This is a genomic window from Mycobacterium angelicum (assembly GCF_002086155.1).
In the GTDB taxonomy this organism is placed as follows: Bacteria; Actinomycetota; Actinomycetes; order Mycobacteriales; family Mycobacteriaceae; genus Mycobacterium; species Mycobacterium angelicum.
Genome location: NZ_MVHE01000001.1, coordinates 54,939 through 69,168, shown reverse-complemented (window position 1 = coordinate 69,168; position 14,230 = coordinate 54,939). Strand labels below are relative to the sequence as shown.

Annotated in this window: 13 protein-coding genes; 5 read left to right on the top strand and 8 right to left on the bottom strand. The window is 66.1% G+C overall.

Annotated elements, in window-relative coordinates; genetic code table 11:
* Nucleotides 1-25 precede the first annotated feature (25 nt).
* Entirely contained in the window at nucleotides 26-880 is an 855-nt protein-coding gene (locus BST12_RS00355) for a class I SAM-dependent methyltransferase (RefSeq protein WP_170062028.1), read from the top strand.
* On the opposite strand, the gene BST12_RS00350 is transcribed toward BST12_RS00355, so the two are convergent.
* The 3 genes from BST12_RS00350 to hisN all read right to left on the bottom strand — a co-directional run bounded on the left by BST12_RS00350 (nucleotide 872) and on the right by hisN (nucleotide 4,431).
* Nucleotides 872-2,074, bottom strand: coding sequence for an acyl-CoA dehydrogenase family protein (locus BST12_RS00350; protein WP_083111007.1), 1,203 nt, complete (start codon nucleotides 2,072-2,074; stop codon nucleotides 872-874). The genes BST12_RS00355 and BST12_RS00350 overlap by 9 nt on opposite strands.
* 69 nt (nucleotides 2,075-2,143) lie before the next feature.
* Entirely contained in the window at nucleotides 2,144-3,544 is a 1,401-nt protein-coding gene (locus BST12_RS00345) for an acyl-CoA dehydrogenase family protein (protein WP_083111006.1), read from the bottom strand.
* A 77-nt stretch (nucleotides 3,545-3,621) separates the two neighbouring features.
* Nucleotides 3,622-4,431, bottom strand: a complete 810-nt coding sequence (gene hisN / locus BST12_RS00340; RefSeq protein WP_083111005.1) for a histidinol-phosphatase — start codon at nucleotides 4,429-4,431, stop codon at nucleotides 3,622-3,624.
* 15 nt (nucleotides 4,432-4,446) lie between these two features.
* On the opposite strand from hisN, the gene BST12_RS00335 reads away from it, so the two are divergent.
* A complete protein-coding gene (locus BST12_RS00335; RefSeq protein ID WP_083111004.1) occupies nucleotides 4,447-4,782 on the top strand; it encodes a hypothetical protein in 336 nt (111 codons plus the stop codon).
* A 7-nt stretch (nucleotides 4,783-4,789) separates the two neighbouring features.
* Here the strand turns inward: BST12_RS00335 and BST12_RS00330 are convergent, their stop codons facing one another.
* The 4 genes from BST12_RS00330 to BST12_RS00315 all read right to left on the bottom strand — a co-directional run bounded on the left by BST12_RS00330 (nucleotide 4,790) and on the right by BST12_RS00315 (nucleotide 9,687).
* Nucleotides 4,790-5,842, bottom strand: coding sequence for a PPE family protein (locus BST12_RS00330; protein ID WP_083111003.1), 1,053 nt, complete (start codon nucleotides 5,840-5,842; stop codon nucleotides 4,790-4,792).
* A 69-nt stretch (nucleotides 5,843-5,911) separates the two neighbouring features.
* Nucleotides 5,912-6,730, bottom strand: coding sequence for a slipin family protein (locus BST12_RS00325; RefSeq protein ID WP_083111002.1), 819 nt, complete (start codon nucleotides 6,728-6,730; stop codon nucleotides 5,912-5,914).
* Nucleotides 6,727-7,353, bottom strand: a complete 627-nt coding sequence (locus tag BST12_RS00320; RefSeq protein ID WP_083111001.1) for a hypothetical protein — start codon at nucleotides 7,351-7,353, stop codon at nucleotides 6,727-6,729. Before BST12_RS00320 ends, BST12_RS00325 begins: the two co-directional genes overlap by 4 nt.
* A 3-nt stretch (nucleotides 7,354-7,356) precedes the next feature.
* A complete protein-coding gene (locus BST12_RS00315) occupies nucleotides 7,357-9,687 on the bottom strand; it encodes a nitric-oxide reductase large subunit (protein ID WP_083111000.1) in 2,331 nt (776 codons plus the stop codon).
* A 233-nt stretch (nucleotides 9,688-9,920) separates the two neighbouring features.
* Between BST12_RS00315 and BST12_RS00310 the strand changes: the two genes are divergently transcribed.
* Genes BST12_RS00310 through BST12_RS00300 form a run of 3 tightly spaced genes read left to right on the top strand, consistent with a single transcriptional unit; the run spans nucleotide 9,921 to nucleotide 13,119 of the window.
* Nucleotides 9,921-10,724 (top strand): universal stress protein, encoded by an 804-nt coding sequence (locus BST12_RS00310; RefSeq protein ID WP_083110999.1) that lies wholly within the window; start codon nucleotides 9,921-9,923, stop codon nucleotides 10,722-10,724.
* A gap of 23 nt (nucleotides 10,725-10,747) precedes the next feature.
* Nucleotides 10,748-11,404, top strand: a complete 657-nt coding sequence (dosR, locus tag BST12_RS00305) for a hypoxia response regulator transcription factor DosR/DevR (protein WP_083110998.1) — start codon at nucleotides 10,748-10,750, stop codon at nucleotides 11,402-11,404.
* A complete protein-coding gene (locus BST12_RS00300; RefSeq protein WP_083110997.1) occupies nucleotides 11,401-13,119 on the top strand; it encodes a GAF domain-containing sensor histidine kinase in 1,719 nt (572 codons plus the stop codon). Before dosR ends, BST12_RS00300 begins: the two co-directional genes overlap by 4 nt.
* A 3-nt stretch (nucleotides 13,120-13,122) precedes the next feature.
* On the opposite strand, the gene BST12_RS00295 is transcribed toward BST12_RS00300, so the two are convergent.
* Nucleotides 13,123-14,097: an Acg family FMN-binding oxidoreductase gene (locus BST12_RS00295; RefSeq protein ID WP_083110996.1), complete on the bottom strand. Its 975-nt coding sequence runs from the start codon at nucleotides 14,095-14,097 to the stop codon at nucleotides 13,123-13,125.
* Nucleotides 14,098-14,230 lie beyond the last annotated feature (133 nt).

Sequence of the window (14,230 nt, the reverse complement as noted above, 5' to 3'; positions counted from 1 at the left end):
GGATTCGAGGAGAGAGGCTTACACCATGAGGGTTGCAGCGGACCTGACACCCATCTCGAAAACCGCATTCTATTGCTGCGGTATGCGGGCCGAGGACGCGCGGTCGGCGCAGTCGCTGTGTGCTGACATCTACGCTCAGGATTTCCTGACCGAGGAAGGCCAGGCGATCTTCGACAGGTTTCACGAGTCGGCCCGGCAGAACGTCAGCACGGTGCTGCGGTCGCGGATCATTCAAGACGAAATCGCGCAGCACCTCAGAGCCCACCCGGACCTGCAGGTCGTCAACATCGGCGCCGGCTTCGACAGCCGCGCCTTCCGGATTGCCGGGGGCCGCTGGTTCGAGTTCGACGAACCGGCCGTCATCGAACACAAGAACGCTCGGCTACCGGCGGATACCTGCCCGAACCCGCTGCGGCGCATCTCGGTCGAGTTCGACAAGGGTGACCTGCGAAAGGCGTTGAGCGCCTGCGACCCTGCGGCTAAGACCCTGATAGTGATCGAAGGCGTGTTCATGTATCTGACCCGGGAGCAGACCGTCGACCTGCTGCGAACACTGCGGGTGGCGCTGCCCGAACACACACTGGTCTGCGACTTGATGAACAAGACGTTCTTCGAGAAGCACATGGGCAAGGCCTACGACACCATCGTCGCGCTGGGCAGCGAGTTCAAGCTGATCGAGCCCAATCCCGAACGGTTGTTCCTCGACAACGGTTACTACCGCGACAGCGATCCCATCTCGGTGGTGGGACGCGCACGCGACTTCGGGCGGATCTGGGTACCCGAACTGTTATTCAAGACGGTACTGAAGAGTGTGCGAGATGGCTACCGCGTGCACACTTTTGGATCCACCTCGGCCGGATCGCTGGTGCGGCTATTTTAGCTCTGCCGACGACAGGCCCAGTAGCCGCCGGGCGACGACCAGCTGCTGAATCTGCTGGGTTCCCTCGAAGATGTCCAGGATCTTGGAGTCGCGGGCCCACTTCTCCAGCAACGTCTGCTCGGAATAGCCGGTGGTGCCGGCCAATTCGACGGACTTGAGCGTGACGTCGCTGGCCATCCGGCCGGCCTTGGCCTTGCTCATCGACGCTTCCTTGGAGTTGGGGATGTTGTTGTCGGCCTGCCACGCCGCGCGCAGCGACAGCAGATAGCTGGCCTCCCAGTCCGCTTCCATGCGCAAAAACTCCGCGGCAGGCGCACTTTGGGCGTGCGACGGTTTGTCATAGTCGATCTCCACGCCGGCGTTGGTGAGGATCTTGCGGATCTCCTCGAGCGCGGCGCGGCCGACTCCGACGGCCATGGCGGCCACGATCGGCCGGGTGTTGTCGAAGGTCTCCATCACACCCGAAAAGCCTTTGCCGACTTCGATTTCCGGGTTACCCAGCAAGTTGTCCTTGGGAATGCGGGCATTGTCGAACCGGATCACCGCGGTGTCGGAACCCTTGATGCCGAGCTTGTGTTCGAGACGTTCGACGGTGACGCCGGGGTGCTCGCGAGGCACGATGAACGACTTGATCGCCGCGCGGCCCTGCGACTTGTCCAGCGTGGCCCACACCACGATGTGGGTGGCGCGCGAACCTGCGGTGACGAAGATCTTCTCGCCGTTGATGACGTACTCGTCGCCGTCCAGGGTGGCCGTGGTCGACACGGCCGCCGAGTCCGATCCGAATCCCGGCTCGGTGATGGCCATGGCCGCCCACACCTTGCCCAGGCGTTCCAGCTGTTCGTCGGTGGCGACGGCGGAGATCGCGGCGTTGCCCAGGCCCTGGTAGGGGATGGACAGCAGCATCGCGACATCGCCCCAGCAGGCCTCCAGGGTTTGCACCAGCGCGGCCATGTTGCCGCCATTGTGGTTGTCCTCTTTGCGCTCGCTGTCGCCGAGGGTGTCGGCTCCGGCGAAGCTGAACGATTCGGCGGCGCCCTCGAACATGTTGATCAGCGTGTCGAGCTCGACGGGGTAGGCGTGTTCCTTCAGGTCGTACTTGCGCGCGATCGGCCGGACCAGCTCCGCGACGCCCTGATGGGTCTTGACTATGACCGCCTGCAACTTGCGCGGGAGCTCCAGATTGATTGCCATGATTGATCTTTCAGCTCGGATGAGATTACGGGCCTAGATGACTGCCTAGATAACTACCTAGATGACTACCTAGATCACTACGACGCCCTCGGCTACGCCGATGGCCCGTAGGTCCCGGTACCAGCGTTCGACCGGATGCTCCTTGGTGTAGCCGTGGCCGCCGAGCAGCTGCACGCCGTCCAGACCGATCTGCATGGCCTTGTCGGACCCCAGCCGCTTGGCCAGTGCGGCTTCCCGGGCGAACGGCAGGCCCTGCTCGGCCCGCGACGCGCCGCGCCAGGTGATCAGCCGCAGCCCGTCCAATTCGATGGCGATATTGGCGCACATGAAGGCGACGGCCTGGCGCCGGGCGATCGGCTCGCCGAACGCTTCGCGTTCTTTGACGTAGGGGACGACGTAGTCGAGCACCGCGTGCGAGGTGCCCACCGCCAGCGCCGCCCAGCCCAACCGGGACAAGGCAATCGCCTCGGAGTAGTCGTCATCAGTGGCCTGGTCTTCGCCGAGCCGGGCGCCGAGCGGTACCGAAACCCCGGACAGCTCAACCTGACCCAATGCCGCGGCACGAATGCCCATGCTCGGGTCGGGCCGGACCGTCAAACCCGCAGCGCCGGACTCGACGATGAACAGTGCCGGCTTGCCGTTCAGCTGCGCGGCGACGATGAACAGCTCCGCATCGAGGGCCGCCGGAACCAGGGACTTCACGCCATCGAGGCGGTAGCCGGACGGGGTTCGCACGGCGGTGGTCTTGAGCCGCGTCGGGTCGAACAAGGGCTGCGGTTCGGCGATGGCCACACAGGCCTGCGGAACATTGTCGCCGGCAAACTCTTTCAGGTAGGTGGCCTGCTGATCGGCGCTGCCCCAATGGGTTAGTGCCGACGCCACTCCGCCGGGGGCCAGAATCGGCAGCGCCAGCCCCATGTCGCCATAGGCCAGGGCCTCGGCCACCAACACATTGGTCACGCTGGAGCGGTGTTCGGCGATGCCGTCGAAATCCTCGGGAATGTTGATCGCGGTGATGCCCAGCTCGGCGGCCCTGGCGATCAGATCGGCCGGGTAGGTCGCCGCTTCGTCGGCGTCATGGGCGGCCGGCCGCAGCACCTCCGCGGCGAATTCGTCGACCGTCTCGACGATCAGCTTCTGGTCGTCGTCGGGCGACAGGTCGAAGTAGTCCTTGCCGCTGGACTTCAGCCGGGTGGGTGCACCGCGCAGGCTCTGCACCCGTTTGAACTGACGGCGCGCCGCGGTGGTGGTGGAGAACAGCCGTTTGGTGCCGTAACGCAGGCCGCGATTGAGCGGATCGCGCAGGTGGTATTTGTCCAGGAACTCCTGGCCGACGAACGGCGTGATGAGCGCGATGGCCACGTCGACGCCGGTGCGTTTGTGCGGCTGCATTCCGATCGCGGTTTGGCTACTCGGCTTTGCGGGGCGAGTGCTGCGCGCCCGCGAGGGCTTTGCGGAAGTGTCGGTCATGTCGGCGGGCCTCCATCGTTGGGGCGATGCGAATAACCGTATCTTACTCCGGAGTAAGATAGGTAGGCCCGTGTTAGTTAATTCACATCGCTCCGAAGGCGGCGCAGCACTTCGTCGTGCAGGCGGCCGTTGGTGGCCAGCGCGTCGCCGCCATGGGGCCCGGCGGCGCCGTTCAGCCCGGTGAACTGCCCGCCGGCCTCGCGCACCAGGATGTCCAGCGCGGCAAGATCCCACACCGACACCTCGGGCTCGGCGGCTACGTCGACCGCACCCTCGGCCACCAGGCAATAGGACAGGAAGTCGCCGTAGCCGCGCACTCGCCACACGGAGTCGGTGAGCTCGATGAAGCGTTCGCGCAAACCGCGCTGCGCCCATCCCGACAGGCTGGAGAAGGACAAACTCGCCGAATCCAATTGCGCGACAGAGGAAACCGAGACCCTGTGGGGTGGCGCGCCGCCGACGGAGGCGAACGCGCCATGGCCGCGCGCCGCCCACCACCGGCGCTGCAATGCCGGGGCGCTCACCACGCCGACCACTGGCACGCCGTCTTCGAGCAAGGCGATCAGGCTGGCCCACACCGGCACTCCGCGCACGAAGTTCTTGGTGCCGTCGATCGGGTCCAGGATCCACTGCCGGCCACTGAATATGGCCGTGCCGCCGAATTCCTCGCCGAGCACGCTGTCGCCCGGCCGCTCGCGGCCGATCACCTCGCGCAGGTCGGCTTCGACCGCCCGGTCGGCGTCGGTCACCGGCGTCAGGTCCGGTTTGGTCTCGATGTGCAGGTCCAGCGCACCGAACCGAGCGCGGGTCGCGGCGTCGGCGCGGTCGGCGAGCGCCAGCGCGAACGACAGATCGGGGGCTGCATCGTCGCCGGTGCGGGAACTCATGCCAGCAGTCCTACCATGGGCCAGGTGTGGGAATTCGCGGTACTGATCCTGCTGGTGGCGGTTCTGTTGGCGTTTCTTGCCCCGCGGTTGATCCCGCGCGGACCGCGTGGTGCGCTGGCGAGCGGCACGCTGCTGGTGACCGGCGTCAGCTCGCCGCCGGATGGTCTCGGTGAGCAGTACGTCACCATCGCCGGCGTCATCAACGGGCCCACCGTCACTGAGCACGCCGTATATCAGCGGATGATCGTCAGCACCGACCGCTGGCCGGCCGTCGGCCAAACGCTCGCGGTCGTGTACTCGCCGAAGAACCCGGACAACTGGTCGTTTGCTCCCGAGCAGCCACCGCAATGACGGCGGGTCACCCGGCCGCGGGTGGACGTGGCATCACGGTGAGGCGGGCGCCATAGCGAGGCAGGATCTGGGTGCCGCGCTGGTTTCCCACCAGGGCACCGGGCACGCCGGGCATGCTGTGCTGGACGGGTTCGCCGCCGGAGAGCGTGGTGAGGCCCGCACTCGACAGTGGGTGAACCGGTGCGCTCGTCGGCGCTGCCCAGCGCGCCGGAACCGACAAGGGTCCGATCGAGCCAGCTCTGCCGAGAGCTGCCGTCACCGCGCCGCCGACGCTCGGCGTCTTCAGTGCGGACACCATCGGGCCAAGCGCGTTCGACAGCGCCGGCGCCAGATCGGTAAGACCGGTGGTAGCCGCAGCGGTCAGGTTCCGCACGTTGCCCATGCCCGAGAATGCCGACGCCAGCCCGGTGAACATCGACAAGTCGTTGCTCGCGATCGCCGAGAGTTCGTAGGCGATGTCGAGCATGACCGGGTTGTCGATCGAACCGCCACTGGCACTGCCTGCGCTCGCCTGGGTGGCCAAACCGGTCGGGTTGGTCGTCTGAGCGGGGTCGGTGAACGGTGTCAGCGCCGACGTCGCCGCCGCGCAGGCACCGGCGTATTGGTACATCGCGGCGGTGTCCTGCGCCCACATTGCCGCGTAGGCCGCCTCGGTGTCAGCGATCGCGGCGCTGTTCTGGCCAACCCAGTTGGTCGCGATCAGCATTTGCAGCAGGGTGCGGTTGGCGGCGATCACCGCCGGGGGCACCACCGCGCCACGAACCTGGTCGAACGCCGCGGCCGCCGCCCTGGCCTGATCGGCGGTCTGCCGCACTTCTGCGGCGGTCGCGTCCAGCCAACCTACGAAGGGGAGCACGGCGGCCGCCATCGACGCGGACGCCGGTCCCCGCCAGTGCAACGCGGTCAGGGCCGAAATCGCCGAGCGGTAGCCGTCGGCCGCGGACTCCAGCTCGGTCGCCAGTCCATCCCAGCTGGCGGCGGCGTCCACGAACGATGCCGAGCCGGGGCCGGTATAGATACGTCCGGAATTGAACTCCGGCGGCAGTAACGCGTAATCCACGGATTCACGGTCGCGTCGATTGCGCGGCGTCGAATCAGTGAAGTCACCAGTCCCACGCGTGGGGGTGAATTACTGCGAGTTTTCCCGGTGGTTGGAGTTCTCCTTGGCCAGCCCAAGGGCGTCCTGCAACATCTCCGGGCGCCGCAGGAATGGAGTGATGATGTCGACCGGCAGCGGGAACACCACCGTGGAATTCTGGTCGGCGCCCAACTCCAGCAGGGTTTGCAGATAGCGCAGTTGCAGCGATGCCGGGCTCTTGGACAGGGTCTCGGCGGCCTGGCGCAGTTCCTCTGATGCCTGCAGCTCGCCGCGGGCGTTGATCACCTTGGCCCGGCGCTCGCGTTCGGCTTCGGCCTCGCGCGCCATGGCCCGCTGCATCGATTCGGGGATCTCGACGTCCTTGATCTCGACCACCCGGACCTGCACACCCCACGGTTCGGTCATCTTCTCGATGATGGTGCGCAGGTCGTTGTTGAGGTCCTCGCGGTGGGCCAGCAGGGTGTCGAGGTCCACCCGCCCCAGCAGCGAGCGCAGCGTGGTCTGGGCGATCTGCGAGGTTGCGACGGCGTAATTCTCCACCGCCAGAATCGCTTTGAGCGGATCGGTCACCGCGAACATGACGACGGCGTTGACGCGGGCCGGCACGTTGTCCCGGGTGATTACCTCCTGCGGCGGGATGGTCAGGGTCACCAGCCGTTGGTCGACGCGGATCATCTTGTCTACCAACGGGATCAGTAAGCGCAATCCGGGCTGATACAGCGGGCGGGCATGGCCCATCCGGAACACCACGCCGCGTTCGTATTCACGCAGTACGGCCAGCGATACCCACGCAAGCACTCCCAGTACCACGATTGCGACGGCGGCCACGCCGATCACGACTGAAGTCACGATGTCTTGTCCTCCTTGCCTTCCCAGCCGCCCCAGCGGGTGGAATAGCGGTCGATCGCGGCGGCCACCTGATCCTCGATCGCGGTGCGATGCGGCAGGTGTTCGGGCGCGTTGGACGGGGTGTTCCACAGGTGCCGGGCCAGCGGCAGCCCGAGCAGCGCGACGACCAGCACGGTACCCGTCAACACCGCCACGTCCGACGGCGAATGGTTGGCCACCAGCATGGCTAGCGGCAGCACGATTCCGAATGCCGCTACGGCGCAAGCGATGCCGCGGTGAAAGCGGCCGGCCTCGGAATGCGGCCACGGGTCCACCTCGCGGCTGATCTCGCGGCCATGATCCGACCCCGTGCAGGTGGACTTGACCGGGCAGCTGTTGCACACCACCGGCAGGGCCCGATACCGCATCACCCGATGCTTGGGATCGAACGAGGTCGGCCACAGCCAGTGATCCTGTGGACATACCCAGGCGTCGTGGTCGGGGCGATAGCTGAATTGTCCGGTTCGCCACGCCGCGGCACGCGCTGAGGCGTGCCGCGCCATGACGTCGAAGCTCCACCCGATGGCCAGCAGGATCACCGAATATCCGGCGATCAGCCAAACCGTCGTCTCGGGAGGGGCCATAGCTCAGTCCTTCGTCGCTGGCTGCTCCACCGCGGCGTTCTCGGTGTAGAGCGGATGTTCGGGCAACTCTTCGACCGTGGTGCCCGAACGGAAGTTGCGCAGCGCGGTCCAGGCGATCCAGACGAACGGCAACACCCCGCCGACAATCAGGATGATGTCACCGGGCATTCGCAGCCATTCGAGTACCGCGTTGCCCGGCTTGGTGATGTAGCCCAGCGACCGTGCCTCGTAATAGCCGTCGTTGACCGAGTGGAACAGCTGCATGACGCCCAGCGGTAGCAGGGTCACGAACACCATCCATGCCAGGCCGATGTTCATGGACCAGAACGAGATTCGGGCCAGCTTCTCCGGCCACTTGTCGGCCGGGATCACGTAGCGGAACGCGAACATGGCCAGGCCGACGGCCAGCATGCCGTAAACCCCCATCATCGCCGCGTGCCCGTGGTTGGCCGTCAGCGCGGTGCCGATCTGGTAGTAGGACACCACCGGCAGGTTGATCAGGAACCCGAAGATGCCGGCGCCCAAGAAGTTCCAAAAGCCCACTGCGACAAGGAACATCACCGCCCAGCGGTGCGGGAACGGGTTGGCGTCGCCGGTCTGCTGGCGCGCACCGAGCTGCAGGAACGCCCACGCCTCGACGGTCAGGAAGGTCAGCGGAATTACCTCGGCCGCCGAGAAGAACGCGCCCAGCGCCATGTGCTCCACCGGGGTGCCGGAGAAGTACAGGTGATGCATGGTGCCGATGACGCCGCCCGCGGAATACAGGATGACGTCCAGGAAGATCACGCCCAGCGCGATCCGCTCGCGCACCACGCCGAGCAGCACGAACATGTAGGCCACCATCACGGTGGTGAACAGTTCGAGGAAGTCCTCGACCCACAGGTGCACCACCCAGAATCGCCAGAAGTCGGCGACCGTGTAGTGGGTGTCACCGCCGGCGAGCAGGCCCACGGTGTAGAACACCGGAATGGCCAGCCCGGAGAAGAAGAACAGCCACGGCATGTTCATCTTCGACTCGCCTTTGAGGCGCGCGCGCATGCCGCGCCAAATGATCGCGATCCACACGAACATGCCGACGATCAGCAGGATCTGCCAGAGCCGCGGCAGGTCGAGATACTCCCACTGCTGCGACAACAGCCCTCCTTCGGGGATAACCCCGTAGATGGAGAGCGCCTCGGTGATCAGCGAGCCGAACACCACCAGCGCGACCGCGCCCAGCAGCGCATAGGCCAGCACCGCTTGACGTTTGGGTTCGCGGCGGGCGATGAAGGGCACCAGGAAGATTCCGCCGGCCAGAAAGGCCGCAGCGGTCCAGAACAGTGCGAGCTGCAGATGCCAGGTACGGGCCAGGTTGTAGGGCAGCACGCGGGCCAGGTCCAGTCCGAAGAAAGTGGACAGGTCGGCCCGGTAGTGCTCGGCGGCCGCGCCGAGCAGCGTTTGCGCCAAGAACAACACCGAGACGATCGCAAAGAACCAGATGCAGGCCCGCTGTGCCGGCGTCAGGCTCACCTGACCGGGCTGGCGGAAGCTCAACGTGGATGCCTCGGCTCCGTGCCAACCGACCTTCTGGCTCCACCGCCCGTAGACGGCGAACATGATCCCGATGCCGCCCAGCAGCGCGACCAGGGACAGTGCCGACCACACGATCACCGCCGCGGTCGGACCGTTGTCGACCCGTTGTTCGGCCGGCCAGTTGTTGGTGTAGCTGTACTTGTGACCGGGTCGTTCGGCGGCGGCCGCCCATGCGGTCCAGGCGTAAAACGCCGTCAGGTCGCGGATCTGTGTCTTGTCGGTGATCAGCTGCGGCAGCAAACCGTACTTGGTCGAGTTCTCGCCGAAGTAGGCCGCGTAATGACTTTCAATCCGGTCGAACGCCGCGGCCTGCCGGTTGGTGAACACCAAAGTCTTGGTGTCCGGGTTGTAGCGATTGGTACGGAATTCGGCAACCACCCGCTCGTGTGGTTCGGCAATGCCTTCGGCGCGGAACTGGTTCGCGACATCGTCGGTGGCCATGCGCAGGTAATCGGCGGTGTAGTCGGGCCCCAAATAGGCGCCGTGGCCCAGCACCGAGCCGTACTCCATCAGCCCCCGTGCCTGGTAGAGCTCTTGGCCTTTGGTGATGTCGGCGCCGGTGAACAACACCTGTCCCGACTCGCTGACGACTTTGTCCGGCATCGGCATTGCCGCCGTGTAGGTGCGGTAGGCCAATATGCCCATCACCAGAAATCCGAAGATCATCACCAGGGCGACGCCCTGGATCCAGCCCCGGCCGATCAGGGGTTGCGGCGATTGCTCACCGGGACTTGGCGTGGACGAAGTCTGCGGAACAGCCATTCCTAGATCTCCTGTCTGGCGACATTGCCGTAGGGCGCCTCGCACGCGGTCGGCATGTGAGACGCCCACGAAACATCCAATGCCCGTTTTGTCGCCCTGGCAACCGTAGGTTTCGCGGTTTCTGTGTCGCTAGGGACCAATGGCATCCACTAAGGGACCAATGCCTCTGGGAGAGCGATGTTCCGGGCTCATAGCGTGGGAATCAGCGAAAAGGTAATAAAGGGGACACCACGATGAGCGACATCTATCCAGCTCCGTCAGTGGTCGTCGGTATCGACGGATCAAGGGCGGCAACGAAAGCGGCGCTGTGGGCCATCGACGAGGCGGTGAGCCGGGACATTCCGCTGCGGCTGGTCTATGTCATCGACCCGCTGGACTCTTCTGACACCGAGATCAACAACGGTCCGCACACGACCGCCCGGGCCGCGCTGTCCGACGCTTACCGCGCCGTGGAGGCCACCGGAAAGCCGGTGAAGATCGAAACCGAGATTCTGTGGGGACGGCCGCTCACCAAGCTGATGCACGAATCGCGGTCGGCGGTCATGGTCTGTGTCGGATCGATCGGGCTCAACCACGCCCGGCGCGGCGGTGGCTCCGTCGCGGCGGCACTGGCCGGCGGGGCCGTCTGCCCGGTGGCAGTCCTCCACGCCCCGCCGGTCGGCCCGCCAACCCCCGAGATCAGCGCGGTGGTTGCCGAAGTGGACAATGGCTCTGTGCTGCGCCACGCGTTCGAGGAGGCCAAAATGCGGGGCGTCCCGTTGCGTGCGGTCTGCGCACACGTGGCCGAGGTGCCCGACGATGTCGGCGCCGGAAACGATTCTGGTCAAGCACATTTGAGCCGACGCCTGGCGCGCTGGACGCGGCTGTACCCCGAAGTCCGGGTCGAAGCGGTTGTGGCAAGCGGCAATATCGGCCGCTATCTGCGTGCCGGCGGGGAAGACCTGTTGTTCGTCACCAACTCCCGCACGGCCGAGGAACTCTGCGACGCGTACGGTGCGGGGTGCTCGGTGCTCAGGGTCCGCTGCGGCAACCTGTAGGGAGCGATTGGGGGAGTGGGCTCTTGGTAAAGGTCTTTTTGGTCGATGACCACGAGGTGGTGCGGCGTGGCCTGATCGACTTGCTGGGTGCGGACCCCGAACTCGACGTCGTCGGCGAGGCCGGCTCCGTCTCCGAAGCGATGGCCAGGATCCCCGCGGCCAACCCCGATGTCGCGGTGCTCGACGTCCGACTGCCTGACGGCAACGGCATCGAACTGTGCCGCGATCTGCTGTCCCGTCTGCCCGAATTGCGGTGTCTGATTTTGACGTCGTACACCTCCGATGAGGCGATGCTGGATGCCATTCTCGCCGGCGCCAGCGGATACGTCGTCAAAGACATCAAGGGAATGGAATTGGCGCGCGCGGTCAAGGAAGTGGGCGCCGGACGGTCGCTGCTGGACAACCGGGCCGCTGCCGCGCTGATGGCGAAGCTGCGGGGCAGCACCACCGAAAAGCAGGACCCGTTGTCGGGGCTCACCGAACAGGAGCGGACACTGCTGGGCCTGCTCAGCGAGGGCCTGACCAACAAGCAGATCGCCGATCGGATGTTTCTGGCCGAAAAGACGGTGAAGAACTACGTGTCGCGGCTGCTGGCCAAACTGGGCATGGAGCGCCGTACCCAAGCCGCGGTGTTCGCAGCGGAATTGAACCGCTCGCGGCCACCCGGTGAGCGGCCATGACCCCCTCAGACGACACCGCTGACGCCAGTGTGGCGCCGTTACGCCAAACGCTGTCCCAATTGCGCCTGCGCGAGCTGCTGGTCGAGGTTCAGGACCGCGTCGAGCAGATCGTCGAGGGCCGCGACCGCCTCGACGGGCTACTGGAAGCGATGCTGGTGGTCACCTCGGGTCTGGACTTGGACGCCACGCTGCGCACCATCGTGCATTCGGCGACCAACCTCGTCGACGCCCGCTACTGCGCGCTGGAGGTGCACGACCGGGAAAACCGGGTCCAGCATTTCGTGTACGAGGGCATCGACGAGGAGACCGTGCGGCGCATTGGCCACCTACCGGAGGGTCTGGGCGTCATCGGTCTGCTGATCGAGGACCCCAAACCGCTACGGCTGAACGACATTTCGCAGCATCCGGCGTCTGTCGGCTTCCCGCCGCACCATCCGCCGATGCGGACCTTCCTCGGCGTGCCGGTGCAGGTGCGCGACAAATCGTTCGGGACGCTTTATCTGACCGAGAAGAGCGACGGGCAAGCGTTCAGCGACGACGACGAGGTGCTGGTGCAGGCGCTGGCCGCGGCCGCGGGCATCGCCATCGCCAATGCCCGGCTTTACCAGCAGGCCAAGGCACGACAGTCCTGGATCGAGGCGACACGTGACATCGCCACCGAATTGCTGTCCGGCACCGACCCCGCGACGGTGTTCCGGCTCGTCGCCGAGGAGGCGCTCAAGCTGACCGCGGCCGACGCCGCCCTGGTCGCCGTCCCCATCGACGAGAACGCGCCGGTCGCCGACGTGACCGAGCTGTTGGTTATCGAAGCATTGGGTACCGCCGTGGCTTCGGTTGGCGGCCAAACCATCCCGGTATCTGGCACCGCGCTCGGGGACGTCTTCGTGAGCAGCACTCCGCATCGGATCGAGGAGTTCGAGCTGGACGGCCTGGACAACCTCGGCGCGGCGTTACTGCTGCCGCTGCGGGCCACCGACACCGTCGCGGGCGTGGTCGTCGTGCTGCGCCAGGGCGGTCCGGGAGCATTCACCGACGAACAGCTCAAGATGATGGCCGCGTTTGCCGATCAAGCCGCGCTCGCCTGGCAGCTGGCCACCTCGCAGCACCGGATGCGGGAACTCGACGTGCTGACTGACCGCGACCGCATCGCGCGTGATCTGCACGACCACGTGATCCAGCGGCTGTTCGCCGTTGGTCTGGCGTTACAGGGCACCGTAGCGCGGTCCCGGGATAACCGAGTGCAGCAACGGCTTTCCGAAGCCATCGACGAGCTGCAGGGCGTCATTCAGGAAATCCGGACCACCATCTTCGATTTGCACGGAGCGTCTCAGGGCATCACTCGGCTTCGGCAGCGAATCGACACGGCCGTAGCCCAATTCGCCGGTTCGGGGTTGCGCACCAGCGTCCAATTCGCCGGTCCCCTGTCGGTGGTCGACGGCACGCTGGCCGACCACGCCGAGGCGGTGGTCCGCGAAGCCGTCAGCAACGCGGTCCGTCATGCCGAGGCCAGCACGGTGACGGTGCGAGTCTCGGTCGACGACGACCTGCGCATCGAGGTGACCGACGACGGTCGGGGAATGCCGGAGGAGTTCACCGGCAGCGGACTGACGAATCTGCGCCGGCGCGCCGAAGAGGCCGGCGGTGAATTCATGGTCGGCACGGTGCCGGACACGGGTGGGACACGACTGCGCTGGTCAGCGCCCTTATTGCAGTAGCGGTTATGTCCACTCGACCAGCCGGACGAGTCTGCGCCGCGGTGTCGATGGCAGCGGATCGGCGTTGATCGGAGCCCAGCCGACCCGCAGCAGCATCTGCGGGTAGCCACTGGTGCCGAAGACGTCGGCGCGCACCGCGTCGCGAGTTTCGGGTATCTCCAAGGGTTCGGTGATCGGGCAACAGGCCAGACCCATCGCCGTCGCCGTCAGCAGGACGACGCTGGTGGCCTCACCCGCGCGCAACCGGGCCAACCGATCGTCGTCCTCGGTGCCAAGCGCCAGTATCGCGGCACTGTCGTCGGCAGCCGAGACACCTGACGGCTGAGCCAGGTTCGGCCCGGCGAGAAAGCGCCCGGGAATCGGGGCGCTGGGTTGCGACGGTGGCGTGTTGCGGGCCGGGACACCGGCGACCGAGCCGTAGCGTCCGGTCCATGCGGTGAGCTCGCGCATGTACTCCTCATTGCCGATGTGATCGCGAACGGCTTGCGTCACAATACGTTTCATCTGTGCCACCGAGTCGACCTGACGTAGCATGACCCCGCAGCGGGCCGCCCGGGCGGCCATCATGGCGATGTCGCCGCCCGGCACCGGCCAGGAGCTGTAGGCCCGGCGGTCGGTCCGCCGCCGCGGTATCGCCGCCGCCAGCGCGATGTCGGCCTGTTCGGGGCGGTGCGGCTGGACCTCGATGGTCGCCAGGTGGTTCGGGTCTTCGGGATCGGGCAGTCGATTCACCTTGGCCTGCCAGCCCATTGCCGCCAATGCGACGACGCAGTGATTCAACGCGACACCGCAGCTGACGATCAACTCCCGCCCGTCCGGATCGGTGTTGTGCAGCTGCAGATCGGGTTCGCCGAACAGGTCCAAACTCGTAGGGCCGACCCGCCACCGCCAGGGTTGCGTGTTGTGGATGGAGGGGGCGCGAGTCGCGAGAGTGAAGACCGTTCGCAGGGTGCCCTCGTCCGGGAATTGGGCGTTCATGACTGCCTTTCCGGTCGCGCAAGCACCCCTGTCTATCACTTTGGTCACGTTTCAAGGATTGTCCGAGGTCACCCGCGGCGGCAGGGCACGAAGCCCTTGGCAGCGAGGGACCTTTGGCCCTGCCGCGCCCCGT